Origin of the sequence: Ochrobactrum teleogrylli (assembly GCF_037482325.1) — a bacterium.
Taxonomy (GTDB): domain Bacteria; phylum Pseudomonadota; class Alphaproteobacteria; order Rhizobiales; family Rhizobiaceae; genus Brucella; species Brucella teleogrylli.
Genome location: NZ_JBBHKQ010000001.1, coordinates 2,204,576 through 2,218,351, shown reverse-complemented (window position 1 = coordinate 2,218,351; position 13,776 = coordinate 2,204,576). Strand labels below are relative to the sequence as shown.

The following is a 13,776-nucleotide window of genomic DNA, read 5'->3' as shown; positions in this document are numbered from 1 at the left end:
ATATGCTTGTCATCGAGCCGCAAGAGTATCGGAAACCAACTATATTGCTGTCTGTATAGAGGAGCCAGTGCGGCGAAACAATGACCCTCGCGCATTTTACAAGACGATTAGGGATTGTTTACTGAGTGAAATCGCAAATTTCACATAAGCCGTTTTTTGCTGGGAACGGCTTTGAGCAGATATGATCGGAAATATAAGAATATGTTTCCGATCATAGATCTTAGAATGTCTGGTTGCCACTGCCGATATCGCCGAGCGTGCGCAATGAGATGTTGAAGCCGATGCCGTGCGAAGCCTTGTCCTCACCGGGATTACGCGTCTGCGTATATGCCATCATGTAAGTGAAGCATTCGTCATCATAGGCAAGGCCGGACGATGCACGGACGAGGGTATTCGACACGAGATCGTAAGTGCCCGAGCCGAAAACACGCCAGTTCGCATTGACCTTGGCCGAAGCGGTGCCGCTCACTTCCTGACGCAAATCATTATAGCCATAGGCTGGCTGAGGGGTGATATAAGCATATTGCGCCGTCAGCGTCAGCTTTTGCCAGCTCTGCTGCACTTCAAGTTCGCCGCGACGTACCGACAGGCTGTCCTTATCGAAGCGACCGCGTGCAGCCAGCGCCAGACCGGTCGAATTGGACGTGCCGATCATCGCAACATAGTCCGAACGCGCACTGTCGAGACCCGAATCCGCACCGACATTCACGAAGTCGCTCGTTGCATAGGAATTCAGGCCTCCCAGCTGGAACGACTGCCCCGCCAAGGCGTAGAGCGCCCAATCGCTGTTGTTGAAGCTGCCGGAATAGCGGAAGCCGAGATTGGCGCGCGTGCCGCCTTCAACGCGGTCATAACCAGAGAACTTGTCGCGCGAGAATAGGTTCGTCGCGTCGAAGACAAAGCTCTGTGCATCTTCGTTCGGCAATTCACCAGCATAACGCTCATTGTTGCGCACATAGATCTGCGCAATTGGTTCGAGGATATGCGTTGAACTGGTGCTCGAGAACAGGATCGGCCAGCGCAATTCGAGGCCCGCAGTCGCCATGGCGCGCAGGGCTTCGGAGCGTACGACGGCGTCTGTGTATCCAGCGGAGGAAAGATCGAGATTCGTATTGGCACCAATTGCATCGGCACGCAATGCGAGCAATGGCGTAATAACCAGGCCGGATGGCGTGATGTAGGTGCGCTTCCATTCCGCTTCACTCGTTAAACGAGCACTTGTTCCACCAAAACCCGGTACACGAGGGTAGCGAGTACCCAAAGGCGTCACATTATCGTTGTCGCGATAAAGCGCTTGCAGATTGGTGTTGATGCTCAACTCGCCGCCATAAACAGATTCAGGCAGCGTATAGGAATAATCCAGACTTGGAAAAACCCAAGGCTGCTTCGAATGTATCTCGTTTGGATCGCCCGGCAGAAGGGACTCCTGCACATTGAAGCGATAGAAATTGAGATCGAAGTAATTCCGGTTGTTGATACCGGTCAGGTAAATCTTCGAAACCTGCGTTCCGGCGTTATATCCTTCGATATTATAGGTGCGGCTGAAATTACGGTCGCTTTGGGCCATGACGTCCCAGCCGTAACGCCAACGGGAATTGATCTCGAAATCACCTTTCGAGGACACCATGCCGCGGTTGTCCACATCGCGATCAACCGTCGCGACATCAAACTCACCGGGTTTGGCCTGATGCATGCCTGCGATACGCAGGTTATAGGTGCCGTTTTCAAGGCGATGACGCCACTCGGCTTCGTTGAGGAAGCCCTGCTTCGTGTAATAGGTCGACGAGAGCGTCACGTCGTAGTTCGGAGCAAGAGCCCAGAAATAGGAGTTCTTGATGCCGAAACCGAGATCGTCCTTATAGGCAAAGCCCGGGAACAGGAAGCCGCTCTTGCGCTTGACCGTTGGGTCAGCCATTTCAAACGCCGGGAACCAGGCCAGCGGAATACCGAGGAACTCGAACTTGCCGCGCTCGAACCGCACCGTCTTCGTGGTGCTGTTCCAGATGATCTTGCGGGCCTTGATCTGCCAGAGAACAGGCCTGTCGGGGTCTTTTTTACACGCTTCGCAAGCCGTGTAGACGCCGTTATTGAATGTCGTGATTTCGCCGTTGCTGCGTTCAGCACTTTCGGCGGCAAAACGCGTATTATCCGTCGTCTCGACGCGCAGGCCATTGACGAAGCCGTCGCGGAAACTGTCGGTGACATCCATGTGATCGGAATAGATCTTGTTGCCGTCGCGTTCGACAACTTCCACATTCCCGGTCGCCGTCATGCGTCGGGTCTGCTGGTTATAGGTCACCTTATCGGCGACAAGGCGGTTGCCGTCATACTCGATCTTGACCCGACCCTGAGCGGTAACGGTGTTCACATCGCGATCATAGACAAGCTCATCCGCCTGCAGAAGCATCCGTGCATTCGGATCGCTCTGATAATTGGCCCCCAATGCGTCCTGCGCCGAAGCGGGCGAGGGCATGACTGCGACAGATATGAAAGGCAAAGCAAGGACGCACGCCAAGGCGGTCCCGCGCGAGAAGCGCGTGAGCAGCTGGGGCAATACCATGCGGGTGTTACTCAAACCCACTAACCATCCTCCTTATGCAACAAAAAGGAGACACCAAAGAATGTCGCAATAATCACAGGAACCCAGGCAGCTACAAACGGCGGGACGAATCCCGCATTGCCGAATGCTTTGACCAGTACCGAAACGACATAAAGCATGAAGCCAGCGACAACGCCACCCAGAATCATCGCGCCGGACTGGCCGAAACGCACAAATTTCAGGGACACTGTTGCAGCAATGAGCGTCATCGCCATCAGAAGCGCAGGCAAGGCCAGAAGTGACTGGTATTGCATGTCAAATGCGTTTGCTGAATAGCCGAATGAACGCGCGACTTCGATCTTGCGTCGTAGTTGGGTGAAGGGAATCGTATCGGGAGAAGCGAGCTTCTCTTCGACATATTCGGGTCGCAGCTGCGTGGGGATCGCAAAGCTGTCCATTTTCTTGGGCTCTTCGCCGCGCGCGAATCGCGTCACGTCGGTAAGCTGCCAATGACCATCCATCAGCTGGGCCACGCGGGCGTCGTAACGCACGCTGATATTCTTCTGGCTGTCGAACTGGATGAATGTCGCGTCGGCCAGCCTCGCGCCCTGATCCAGAATGCTCTTCGCGCCGATGATGGTTTCGCCTTCGTCGGTCTTCTGGCGAAGCCATGGATCGCGCAGCGCGGAAACATCGGTCACTTTGCCGTTTTTCCATGTCGCCGCAATTTCCTCAGCCTTGGAGAAGCCATAGGCCGCCAGCGGATTGAGCACCAAAATCGTCGCGACGCCGAATAGCAGCGCGCCGAAGCAGGCGGGCAGCAGAAATTGCCAGGCCGAGACACCAACCGAACGCGCGACGACCAGCTCATATTTGCGGTTAAGCGAAATCAGCGTCGCCATTGCGGAAAACAGCGCCACGAATGGAATCATCTGCTGCATGATGAACGGCACGCGCATGGCGGAAAGGCCAAGCGCCGCCCACACCGTATAGTCAGGCAGATTGGAGAGTTTGCTGGCATTCTCGGTGAAGTCGAGAAGCATCGAAAGCGCGAAAATGCCGAGCAGAAAATAAAAGGTGATCTGCACGTAGCGCGTGAAGAAGTATCGACCGAGCGTCCAACCGATCATGCCTGACCTCCCGCATTGCCGCGGAAGCGGCCCGTCACGCGATCATAGAGATCGGAAACGAACTTCCGGAGCCGGTCGAAGCTGTCGAGCAATCTGTCGTTCCACTTGTTGGGCAGCCCGATGCTGCGCCCTGTCGCCAGCGCATAACCGGTGAAGAGCATGACGGCAATAGGCACGAAATACATCACGACAATATAGGACGCGTCCTTGTCGGCGCGATCCGAGGCGAAATACCCGGCCCAATAGACGAGAAGGGCGGTGCTGATGGCCGAAAACGATGCGGACACCCGTGCTTCACGATGCGAGCGGGAATCGCCGGCGAAAGCCAGTGCGATCATCGCAAAGACCACCGGATAGAGCCATTGCGTCAAACGGCGATGCAGTTCCGCCTTATAACGCAATGGTCGCGTTTGCAGGATCGGATCGTTCGGGTCCGGATTGAGCAGATAGGACAGCGGACGGTCCTTGGCATAAATCACATAATCGTCGCCAGCAGAGGCAAACTGGCTGAGGTCGAAAGCATAGGAATCGAATTTGATGATCGAAACCGTGCCATCGGACACACTGCGGCGCTGCACTTCGCCATTCTGCATGAGCAGCATGTTGGCGCCGGTCTCCGTCGTGGCGATGCCACCGTCGGCTGCGTAATAGATGAGATCGAGCGACGGATCGCGGGAATCCGCGATGAACAATCCGCCAATGCTACCATCGGAACGGCGCTCGGCCACCTGAATATAGAGATTGTCAGCCAGCTTGCGGAAGCTGCCTTCCTGCACGATCAGATTGACGAGGTCGGCGCTGGCATTGGCGATCATCGCGCGCATGTTCATGCGCGCATAAGGATCGACATAATTGGCGACGAGAAACGAAACGATGGAAATCACCGCCGCAAGCATCAGAATCGGGCGCATGACAGCACTGCGCGGCGCGCCCGATGCATTGATGACGACAAGTTCGGAGTCCTGGTTCATCGTCGAGAGCGTCTGGGTGATGGCGATGATCAGTGCAAAAGGCATCACCAGCGGGATGGCGGACGGGATCAGCAGCGAACTGAACTGAATGATCGTCTGAAAAGTCTGTCCGCTGGTCGTCAGAAAGTCGATGCGCTGAAGCACCTGCACCGTCCACGTAATGCCCACCGCCGCGCCCAGCACCGCGAGGAACATGATCGCCACGCGGCGCAGGATGTACAACTCTATCAATCGCATAGGTGGAGTTTACATCCCGGTTCCGTTGAAGGAGCCCATTCACCATTTTGGAACGGCACTCGCAATAATGAACTTAATCTAATGCCGCTTGGCTAAGATTGCCCGAATAAACGCAGTTAACAGATTACTAAAAGCGAAGCGCTGGCGCTAGCTGTTGTCTGTTAAAAGGATTGAAATGTCCGAAGCAACATGTTTCTGCGCAACAGCTGTTGGAATGACCGAGGGTGTGACCAGAATATCGCTTGCATGTGATGGCGCTTCACCCAAGTTAACGCAAAACTGATAAGGAAGGGCTTGCACCCTTGCTGTTTCGCCATATTCGTCTCACATGAGTGATGAAAAGTCGCGACACAATCGTGTCATTTGTTCATCGGCCATCGGTTTGGAGTTATCATGTCTAAACGTCCTTCGATTTCTTTCAGCGCGTTTGAAGCACCCGAAAAAGGCGCAGCCATCGTTCTGGTTGCCAAAGGCGGAGGCTTCGCTGAAGAGGCGGCGCAGGCTGTGGGTGGGGCGGAAAAGATTGCGCGCATCCTCGAAATCTCGGATTTCACCGGCGCATTGGGCAAGACTGCTGAAGCAATCGAAACGATGGCTGGCGGCATCGACAAGATTATTCTCGTCGGCGTTGGCGAGCCGGGCAAGCTTGGCAATGATGACTGGCTGAAGATCGGCGGTGCGGCATTTTCGCGAATCGGCAAGTCCGAACGCGCGACCGTCACGCTGGCTCTGCCGGAAACGACGATTGCGGGCGACGAAGCTGCCGATGTGGCGCTTGGCATGATTCTGCGGTCCTACAAGTTCGACCGTTACAAGACGCGCAAGAACGAGGAAAACGCCGAGCCGAAACACGCCGCGAAGATCACCATCAACGTTGCCGATACGCACAGCGCGAAGAAGGCCTTTGAAGTGGCTGAAGCCATTTCCGATGGTGTCATCCAGGCGCGCAATCTCGTCAACGAGCCGGCCAATGTACTCGGCCCGGTGGAGTTTGCCGAAGAAGCGGAAAAGCTTGAGAAGCTCGGCGTGAAGATCGAGATTCTCGGCGAAAAGGAAATGAAGAAGCTTGGCATGGGCGCGCTTCTCGGGGTTGCGCAGGGGTCGGTGCGTCCGCCGCGCCTCGTCGTCATGGAATGGCAGGGCGCGAAGGGCAAGGAAAAGCCGGTTGCCTTTGTCGGCAAGGGCGTCGTGTTCGACACGGGCGGCATTTCGATCAAGCCCGCTGGCGGCATGGAAGACATGAAAGGCGATATGGGTGGCGCGGCAGCCGTAACGGGCCTGATGCGCGCGCTGGCCGGACGCAAGGCCAAGGTCAATGCGATTGGTGTGATCGGCCTTGTGGAAAACATGCCTGACGGCAATGCGCAGCGTCCCGGTGATATCGTCACCACCATGTCTGGCCAGACCATCGAGGTTATCAACACCGATGCGGAAGGCCGTCTGGTTCTGGCCGATGCGCTGCACTACACCAATGATCGCTTCAAGCCGCGTTTCATCATCAATCTGGCCACGCTGACCGGCGCGGTCATGGTTGCGCTCGGCCAGTATCATGCGGGTCTGTTCTCGAACGACGACGAACTGGCAGACCAGCTTTACGATGCCGGTCAGGCAACGGGCGAGAAGCTGTGGCGTCTGCCGCTTGGCGCCGAATACGACAAGATGATCGATTCGAAATTTGCCGATATGAAGAACAGCGCCGGTCGTTACGGCGGCTCGATCACCGCTGCGCAGTTCCTGAAGCGCTTTGTCGGCGAAACGCCTTGGGCGCATCTCGACGTGGCAGGTACGGCAATGGGATCACCGGCAAATGAATATAGCCAGACCTGGGCTTCCGGCTACGGCGTGCGTCTGCTCGACCGCCTTGTCCGCGATCATTTCGAAAGCTAAACTCTTTTTGAAACAAGAAGATGGGGCGGGAATGTGAATCATTTTCTCCGCCCCGCTTCGCAGACATTTCTGGGACATGCATGGCAGAAATCCTGTTCTACCATCTGACGGAATCGACCCTCGACGAAGCTCTGCCGGGCCTCGTCGAGCGATCGCTTGGGCGCGGCTGGCGCGTGACGGTGCAGACCGTCAGCGAGGAAAGGCGGGATGCGCTGGACAATCTGCTGTGGACCTTCTCCGACACGTCCTTCGTTGCCCACGGCACCGATGCGGAACCGAACCCGGAGCTGCAGCCTGTCCTGCTGACGACGACCGAAAACAATGCCAATGGCGCAACTGTCCGCTTTCTGGTGGAAGGCGCCGGGCTGGAGCAGGTCGGCAATTACGAACGGCTTGTGGTGATGTTTGACGGTCACGATCAGGACCAGCTCGATATTGCGCGCGCACAATGGAAAGCCTTCAAGGCGGAGAACCACGATTTGACTTACTGGCAGCAGACGCCGGATCGCCGCTGGGAGCGGAAAGCCTGATGCGTCCGGTTTTTGTTGCGATGATCGTGGCGGGCGTCGGGCTTGGCTTGGGCTACCCGTGGTATATGCGCCATTTCACCGGCAGCGAGATCGGTCGCTGGACAATGCTGGAAAACCGGCAGAGCGGTTTCAAGATGCAGCAAGTGCGCCTTGAAACGGGCGATGCGCCGGTGCGGGTCTTCATCGATGCCACGCCTTTGCCCGGCTATGTCCCGGCGGAACGTCGGTCTGCGCTGACGCTTGCCGTCAGCCGCGACGGCCAGCCGGTTCTGTCGCAGGGGCTTGATTTCGTTTCGAACAGCAGCTCCGTCAATACGGACCGCCCGCAGGACGGGACGCCGCTGCGCCAGAGTGCGGGCGATATTGATCCGGTCATCCCCGGCCAATATGCGTTTCGTCTTGTTCAGGGCAATACGGACGGCCTGCAAATATCGAAGGCCGATCTGGTTCTGCGCCGTGGAGCGGAAACACCGGACGAAACCTTTACCACCATCGGTCTGGTTTTGGGCGTCTTGGGCGTTTACGGCCTGATGCGCACGCGATTGCGTCGACAGAGCTGATCCCATGCAGCTTGTCCGCACCGTTTCAGACCGTTTGCTTTTGCTTCTTTTGTCGGCTGTGCTGGCGTTTATCGCCTTGTTTCCGCTTGAGCGGCTTGGCGTTTTCGGCTCGTCTTTTGAAGGATCGAGCGGATACGTCGCGGTCTATTTCGGATTTCCGATCCTGACCGTCATTTTCGCGGTTCTGGCAGTCCGCTTCGGGCCAAGACCGTTGCCGGTCTGGGCGCGCATCGTCGGATGGGTGCTGCTGGCGCTTGTGTTCGCTCTTGGATTTATCGGTTGAGCAATGGCGGATTAATCCGCCATCGCCTCTTCATATTCCGATGAAAGCTCCAGCCATTTTTCTTCCGCACTCGCGAGCGCGGATTTCGCATCGCTCATATCCTTGTTGATGCGAATGGCCTTTTGTGGCTCTTTCTCGTAGAGCGCCGGGTCTTCCAGCTGAGCGGCGAAAGCTTGAATCTGTTTCTGCAGTTTCTGCATCAAGCTCTCGGTTTCCTTGATCTTTTTCTGCAAGGGGGCCATGGCTTCGCGCTTTTGCGCAGCAAGCTTGCGCTGCTCCGCCTTGTTGACCTTTGGACCTTCGTCACGGTCAGTGGCGGGTTCGCCCTTGGCGTCAGCCAGTACGATCTGGCGATATTCATCAAGATCGCCTTCAAACGCTTTCACGTCGCCCTCGCGCACCAGCCAAAGCCGTTCCATCGTGGCTTCGATCAGATGCCGGTCATGCGCGATCAGGATGACAGCACCGTTGAAGGCGTTGAGTGCATGGACCAGCTCTTCGCGACTGTCGATGTCGAGATGGTTGGTCGGTTCATCGAGGATCAAAAGGTTTGGACCGTGGAAGGTCGCAAGCCCCATCAGAAGACGCGCCTTCTCGCCGCCGGAAAGATCCTTGGCGGGTGTCAGCATCTTTTCCGTCGAAAGCCCCATCCGCGCCACGCGCGAGCGAACCTTTGCTTCGGGCTCGGTCGGCATCAGCTTGCGCACATGCTCGATGGCGTTGTCTTCCGGCACCAGATCGTCCAGCTGATGCTGCGCGAAGAAGGCCACCTTCAGATTGGGTGAAATGGTCAGCGTGCCGTTTTCGGGCTTCAACCGGCCCGCGATCAGCTTGGCCAGTGTGGACTTACCATTGCCGTTTGATCCCAGCAGCGCGATGCGGTCATCATTATCGATGCGCAGCGTCACATTGCGCAGCACCGGCTTGCCCGGCACGTAGCCGACATCGGCATGGTCCAGCGCGATGATGGGCGAGGCGGCCTTCTTTTCCGCGTCGGGAAAGCTGAACGGCTGCACATGGCTCTCGACATAAAGGTCGATCGGTTTCAACCTCTGCAACGCCTTGAGGCGGGACTGCGCCTGCTTGGCCTTGGTTGCCTTGGCGCGGAACCGCTCGACAAAGGATTCCATGTGCTTGCGGTGCGCTTCCTGCTTGGCATGGGCCTTTTGCTGCAATTCCAGCATTTCATGCCGCTGCCGCTCGAACTGATCGTAATTGCCGCGCCAGAAGCTGATTTTCTTCTGGTCAAGATGCATAATCGAGGTCGTGGCCGAATTCAAAAGATCGCGGTCATGGCTGATGATGATGACTGTGTGCGGATAACGCTTCACATAGTCGACCAGCCACAGCACGCCTTCAAGATCGAGATAGTTGGTCGGTTCGTCGAGCAGCAGCAGGTCCGGTTCGGCAAACAGCACCGCAGCCAGCGCCACGCGCATGCGCCAGCCGCCGGAGAAGGCCGACGCCGGGCGCCGTTGCGCTTCCGCGTTGAAGCCGAGACCGGACAGGATCGCGCCTGCGCGCGCTTCGGCTGAATGGGCGTCGATATCGGCAAGCCGCGTGTGAATTTCTGCGATGCGATGCGGGTCGGTCGCTGTTTCGGCTTCCTCCAGAAGCGCGGTGCGCTCCTTGTCCGCCTTCATGACGATTTCGATCAGCGCTTCCTCGGTGCCGGGGGCTTCCTGCGCCACCTGACCGATGCGGGTGTTCTTCGGCACTGATACGCTGCCGGTTTCCGGCGCGAGATCACCGGTGATCACCCGAAACAAGGTGGACTTTCCGGTGCCGTTGCGACCGACGAAACCGGTCTTCGACCCGGCTGGCAGCGTCACGCTGGCATGATCGATCAGAAGGCGTCCGGCGATGCGGACGGAAATGTCATCGAGAATAAGCATGGACAGGCTTTTGCACGGCTCCGGCGTTTCCGCAAGTATCAACATAGATCAGGCGAAGCGGCGACCGCCTTCCGTGCGCTGGAATTGCGAGAGATCAAGCGATGGGGCGCTGGTGCCGAGCCGCGTCAGGGCCGCATGGATCTGGCCGCGATGGTGGGTCTGGTGATTGAACAGATGCGCAAGCGAAGGCGCCAGTCGCTGGCTCATCGTGCGCATGTCCGAAACGGTCGTGTAGGTAAAGCGCCCTGCGAGCTTGTCGGCGTTTAATCCTTCGGTATAGCGGCAGATGCGCTCATCCTCGGCATGGCGCAGATCGCGCAGCGTGATGAAATTGTCGGTAATGATGGCGTCGAGTTGCTTTGGATGGTCGCCTTCGCCGGTAAAACGCTTCATCCAGATGCGGTCGGTAACCAGAAGATGGTTGAGCGTGCGATGGACTGATCCGAAGAACAGGCCGAGATCCAGCCGATATTCTTCATCGCTCAGATCGGCAGCGGCGGCATAAAGCAGCTCGTTCGCCCAGCGATTGTACCACGCAAACATTTGAAAATGCTGTTCCATGCAATCCCCCGCTATCTGACAGCCTGAATCAGAATGGCGTTATCTATGCCTTCAAATTTCTGCCGTCTCAAGCCGGTAAACGGGTTGCGATGCTCGCTAGCTCTTGGCAATCAGGCCTATCGACGGTATAGAGCCTCACTTTTCTAAAATTTCCCAGCAAACAAGGTGTCATAATGGCAATCGAACGTACCTTCTCCATGATCAAGCCCGACGCGACCCGCCGCAACCTGACCGGCGCAATCACCGCCAAGCTTGAAGAAGCTGGTCTGCGTGTTGTCGCTTCGAAGCGCGTCTGGATGAGCCTGCGTGAAGCACAGGGCTTCTACGCTGTTCACAAGGATCGTCCTTTCTTCGGCGAACTGACTGAATTCATGTCTTCGGGCCCGACGATCGTTCAGGTTCTCGAAGGTGAAAACGCAATCGCCAAGAACCGCGAAGTCATGGGCGCCACCAACCCTGCAAATGCAGACGCTGGCACGATCCGCAAGGAATTCGCCCTGTCGATCGGCGAAAACTCGGTTCACGGTTCCGACGCTCCAGAAACCGCTGCCGAAGAAATCGCTTACTGGTTCTCGGGCACCGAAATCGTCGGCTAATCCGATCCGCATGCATGAAAAAAGCCGGGCTCGCGCCCGGCTTTTTTGTATCTTTTCTCAAATCAGATCAGAGATTTTGCGCCAGTGTCGCGATCTCTTTGCCTTCCTGATCGAGAAGGACGAGCTTGCCTACCGTATCAATCTTGTAGGATCGCGTTCTGGTCAATGTGTCGAGGAACTTGCGTTCCTGGTTCATGAGTGCGGGTGGACACTGCATGTAGGTCGATCCGACCTCGGCGAAGGAAATATTCTCGCCCGTCACCGTGGCTTTGCTGAAATAACGATTGCAGCCGCCCGAACCGCTGACGGATCCATCGGAGGTGACGGTCAGTGTGGTCTGGGCATTGTCGATCACGCCGCCACCCTGAATGTCTTCGGCCAGCCAGTCCTTGCCTTCAATACCGATGGACACGGCTTCGTCGGCGCTCTTGCGAACCATGACGACGCGCATTTCCACCGGAGCACCGGGATTGGCCGGATCGATGGTGTAATTCTGGTCATTGACGAACCAGAGCGTATCGCCAGCCGTGATACGGGCCTGCAAGGCGTAGGTGTGGCCGGATTGAATCTGATCGGTGTCGAAATTGATCGCGAAGGGGATCGGCGATCCTTGCGCGGATTCAATGCGAGTTTCGGCAATCGTTGTGGACGGCGCATCGGCAAGCGAGATATCCGCAAGCTGCACGGTCAGCTTGGCCTCGGGGGGCAGGGCGATGCGCTCACGATACATGACCTTGCCACTGACAGTCTTTTCCGCAGCAATGCTGCTGGTCGGCATGGATGTGGTGAGGAACAAGGCGGCGCCACCAAGCGCGCCAAGACCGACCACAAGAGCCGCCGCAATGGAAAGAGTGCTTTTCAGTAGTTTTCGCATTCTTAAAGTCCGAAACCTTATTCCTGCACAGTCGGGGAGAATCCCCGTCGTGACAGTGTTGCCGTGCCCATTGCTCCGTTCGCGATCCATATCTGACGGGAGCCTGATTCACTCCGCTGACAGTAATGAAATCTTCATGTGAAAATTGTGGCAGCACAAGTAAATGCGACCCAAATTACCCTTTATTTTAGGGGTTTAAATAGTTAATTCGCACTTAAAGATAAACGCAGTTTTCAGCAAATACATCAGCGCACTGTTTGGACGGCTCAAGTATCGCGTGACTTGAGCCACCGCTGACGACTCAAATCGTCGTCTGCCTTGGCCTCTACCCACCCATCCGCTGTGCCATTGACGAGGTGTTCGCGCTTCCAGAACGGTGCGCCGGTCTTCATGAAATCCATCAGGAAAGAGGCGGCCTCGAAGGCGGCGAAGCGATGCGCCGAAGCGGTCGCGGCGAGGACGATATTGTCGCCGGGCTTGATGAGCCCATAGCGATGAATGACGGATATGCCGAGAAGCGGCCAGCGCGCCATCGCCTGTTCGGCAATGCGCCTGATCTCGGCTTCGGCCATGCCCGGATAATGTTCAAGTTCAAGCGCGGAGAGGCGGCCATTTTCGTCCCGGCAAAGCCCGGTGAAGGTGACTATGGCCCCGATATCCTTGCGCCCGTCGCGAAGCTTTTCCACTTCCGCCGCCGCGTCGAAATCATCTTCGCGAACGCTGACGAACAGCGGGCAAATTGGTTGCCCGCTCATCTCAGCCACCCGTCATAGGCGGGAAAAGTGCTACCTCGTCGCCGTCCTGGATGAATTCGTGGTGTTCGGCATGTTCCTGATTGATCGCCGCGCGGATAACGTCGCCATGTTCGAAAGCGGCTTCATATTCTTCGCCGTGGGTTTTCAGCTGGCTAATGAGTTCGCCGACCGTCACTTTCGCGGCAGGGAGGACGATGAGGTCCTCATCCTTGCCGATTTTCTCCCGCACCCAGGCGAAATAGACGACTTTAACGCTCACGAGCTTAATCCATCACGTGCTTCAGGCCTGCCTTGAAGTAATCCCAGCCCGTATAAAGCGTGAGGATTGCCGAAATCCACAGCAGGACAATGCCCAGTTCCGTTACATAGGGCATGATTTTATCACCGGCAGGGCCAGCGAGCAAAAAGGCCAATGCAACCATTTGCGCTGTGGTTTTCCACTTCGCGAGACGCGAAACCGGAACGCTGACTTTCAGTTCCGCCAGATATTCACGCAGGCCGGAAACCAGAATTTCGCGACACAGGATGATGATCGCCGCCCAGAGCGTCCAGCCAGCGATGGTGCCATCGGCGGCCAGAAGCAGCAGAATGGCGGATACGAGAAGCTTGTCTGCGATCGGGTCAAGCATGCGACCGATGGTCGAGGTCTGCTTCCAGATACGGGCAAGATAGCCGTCGAAGAAATCGGTGATGCTGGCCACGATAAACAGGCCAAGAGCGGTCCAGCGCGCGAAGTCGCTGGATTCGAGGCGCCCCTCCACAAAGAAGCACAACACCACAAGCGGCACGGCGACAATCCGTCCATATGTGAGGATGTTGGGCAAGGAGAGGGTATGTTTGTTCTGCATTGTTCCGCCGTAACGTTATTTTGTGCACATCAACAGGGATGACCAATAAAATCAACTCTTGTGCAGGTGTTCTGCTCGGACCTTATGACGCTGGCGCGCAAAAGCGCATC

At 56.8% G+C, this 13,776-nt stretch carries 14 protein-coding genes; 5 read left to right on the top strand and 9 right to left on the bottom strand.

Annotation, left to right across the window (positions count from 1 at the left end; translation table 11 throughout):
• Positions 1-220: 220 nt before the first annotated feature.
• From WIX40_RS10425 to lptF, 3 genes are read right to left on the bottom strand one after another with little or no spacing between them, the layout of a single operon-like run.
• Positions 221-2,560: an LPS-assembly protein LptD gene (locus WIX40_RS10425; RefSeq protein ID WP_339440984.1), complete on the bottom strand. Its 2,340-nt coding sequence runs from the start codon at positions 2,558-2,560 to the stop codon at positions 221-223.
• A 20-nt stretch (positions 2,561-2,580) separates the two neighbouring features.
• Complete coding sequence (lptG, locus tag WIX40_RS10420; protein ID WP_124915599.1) at positions 2,581-3,669, bottom strand: LPS export ABC transporter permease LptG; 1,089 nt, start codon at positions 3,667-3,669, stop codon at positions 2,581-2,583.
• A complete protein-coding gene (lptF, locus tag WIX40_RS10415; RefSeq protein ID WP_339439852.1) occupies positions 3,666-4,877 on the bottom strand; it encodes an LPS export ABC transporter permease LptF in 1,212 nt (403 codons plus the stop codon). The genes lptG and lptF overlap by 4 nt, the downstream gene beginning before the upstream one ends.
• 393 nt (positions 4,878-5,270) lie before the next feature.
• Between lptF and WIX40_RS10410 the strand changes: the two genes are divergently transcribed.
• The 4 genes from WIX40_RS10410 to WIX40_RS10395 all read left to right on the top strand — a co-directional run bounded on the left by WIX40_RS10410 (position 5,271) and on the right by WIX40_RS10395 (position 8,137).
• Positions 5,271-6,764: a leucyl aminopeptidase gene (locus WIX40_RS10410; protein WP_339439851.1), complete on the top strand. Its 1,494-nt coding sequence runs from the start codon at positions 5,271-5,273 to the stop codon at positions 6,762-6,764.
• 80 nt (positions 6,765-6,844) lie between these two features.
• Positions 6,845-7,294 carry a DNA polymerase III subunit chi gene (locus tag WIX40_RS10405; RefSeq protein ID WP_140024829.1) on the top strand — a complete coding sequence of 150 codons (450 nt, stop codon included), beginning with the start codon at positions 6,845-6,847 and terminating at the stop codon, positions 7,292-7,294.
• Entirely contained in the window at positions 7,294-7,854 is a 561-nt protein-coding gene (gene bspB, locus WIX40_RS10400; RefSeq protein ID WP_339439850.1) for a type IV secretion system effector BspB, read from the top strand. Before WIX40_RS10405 ends, bspB begins: the two co-directional genes overlap by 1 nt.
• A gap of 4 nt (positions 7,855-7,858) precedes the next feature.
• A complete protein-coding gene (locus WIX40_RS10395) occupies positions 7,859-8,137 on the top strand; it encodes a hypothetical protein (protein WP_339439849.1) in 279 nt (92 codons plus the stop codon).
• Between the two features lie 11 nt (positions 8,138-8,148).
• On the opposite strand, the gene WIX40_RS10390 is transcribed toward WIX40_RS10395, so the two are convergent.
• Both WIX40_RS10390 and WIX40_RS10385 read right to left on the bottom strand, forming a co-directional pair.
• Complete coding sequence (locus tag WIX40_RS10390; protein ID WP_339439848.1) at positions 8,149-10,032, bottom strand: ABC-F family ATP-binding cassette domain-containing protein; 1,884 nt, start codon at positions 10,030-10,032, stop codon at positions 8,149-8,151.
• A 48-nt stretch (positions 10,033-10,080) separates the two neighbouring features.
• On the bottom strand, positions 10,081-10,593 hold the full coding sequence (locus tag WIX40_RS10385; RefSeq protein ID WP_109368675.1) for a DinB family protein: 513 nt from the start codon (positions 10,591-10,593) through the stop codon (positions 10,081-10,083).
• A gap of 173 nt (positions 10,594-10,766) precedes the next feature.
• Between WIX40_RS10385 and ndk the strand changes: the two genes are divergently transcribed.
• A complete protein-coding gene (gene ndk, locus WIX40_RS10380; protein WP_109368676.1) occupies positions 10,767-11,189 on the top strand; it encodes a nucleoside-diphosphate kinase in 423 nt (140 codons plus the stop codon).
• A gap of 67 nt (positions 11,190-11,256) precedes the next feature.
• Here the strand turns inward: ndk and WIX40_RS10375 are convergent, their stop codons facing one another.
• From WIX40_RS10375 to pgsA, 4 genes are all read right to left on the bottom strand, one after another.
• Positions 11,257-12,063: a YbaY family lipoprotein gene (locus WIX40_RS10375; protein WP_121535619.1), complete on the bottom strand. Its 807-nt coding sequence runs from the start codon at positions 12,061-12,063 to the stop codon at positions 11,257-11,259.
• A gap of 266 nt (positions 12,064-12,329) precedes the next feature.
• A complete protein-coding gene (locus WIX40_RS10370) occupies positions 12,330-12,818 on the bottom strand; it encodes a molybdenum cofactor biosynthesis protein MoaE (RefSeq protein WP_109368678.1) in 489 nt (162 codons plus the stop codon).
• A gap of 1 nt (position 12,819) precedes the next feature.
• Entirely contained in the window at positions 12,820-13,077 is a 258-nt protein-coding gene (gene moaD, locus WIX40_RS10365; RefSeq protein ID WP_339439847.1) for a molybdopterin converting factor subunit 1, read from the bottom strand.
• A 4-nt stretch (positions 13,078-13,081) separates the two neighbouring features.
• Positions 13,082-13,666: a CDP-diacylglycerol--glycerol-3-phosphate 3-phosphatidyltransferase gene (gene pgsA, locus WIX40_RS10360; protein WP_078340745.1), complete on the bottom strand. Its 585-nt coding sequence runs from the start codon at positions 13,664-13,666 to the stop codon at positions 13,082-13,084.
• Positions 13,667-13,776 lie beyond the last annotated feature (110 nt).

Bases quoted from the DNA above. Each gene is read 5' to 3' on its own strand.
- WIX40_RS10425 (WP_339440984.1), bottom strand. From the start codon at position 2,560: ATGGTATTGCCCCAGCTGCTCACGCGCTTCTCGCGCGGGACCGCCTTG.
- lptG (WP_124915599.1), bottom strand. From the start codon at position 3,669: ATGATCGGTTGGACGCTCGGTCGATACTTCTTCACGCGCTACGTGCAG.
- lptF (WP_339439852.1), bottom strand. From the start codon at position 4,877: ATGCGATTGATAGAGTTGTACATCCTGCGCCGCGTGGCGATCATGTTC.
- WIX40_RS10410 (WP_339439851.1), top strand. From the start codon at position 5,271: ATGTCTAAACGTCCTTCGATTTCTTTCAGCGCGTTTGAAGCACCCGAA.
- WIX40_RS10405 (WP_140024829.1), top strand. From the start codon at position 6,845: ATGGCAGAAATCCTGTTCTACCATCTGACGGAATCGACCCTCGACGAA.
- bspB (WP_339439850.1), top strand. From the start codon at position 7,294: ATGCGTCCGGTTTTTGTTGCGATGATCGTGGCGGGCGTCGGGCTTGGC.
- WIX40_RS10395 (WP_339439849.1), top strand. From the start codon at position 7,859: ATGCAGCTTGTCCGCACCGTTTCAGACCGTTTGCTTTTGCTTCTTTTG.
- WIX40_RS10390 (WP_339439848.1), bottom strand. From the start codon at position 10,032: ATGCTTATTCTCGATGACATTTCCGTCCGCATCGCCGGACGCCTTCTG.
- WIX40_RS10385 (WP_109368675.1), bottom strand. From the start codon at position 10,593: ATGGAACAGCATTTTCAAATGTTTGCGTGGTACAATCGCTGGGCGAAC.
- ndk (WP_109368676.1), top strand. From the start codon at position 10,767: ATGGCAATCGAACGTACCTTCTCCATGATCAAGCCCGACGCGACCCGC.
- WIX40_RS10375 (WP_121535619.1), bottom strand. From the start codon at position 12,063: ATGCGAAAACTACTGAAAAGCACTCTTTCCATTGCGGCGGCTCTTGTG.
- WIX40_RS10370 (WP_109368678.1), bottom strand. From the start codon at position 12,818: ATGAGCGGGCAACCAATTTGCCCGCTGTTCGTCAGCGTTCGCGAAGAT.
- pgsA (WP_078340745.1), bottom strand. From the start codon at position 13,666: ATGCAGAACAAACATACCCTCTCCTTGCCCAACATCCTCACATATGGA.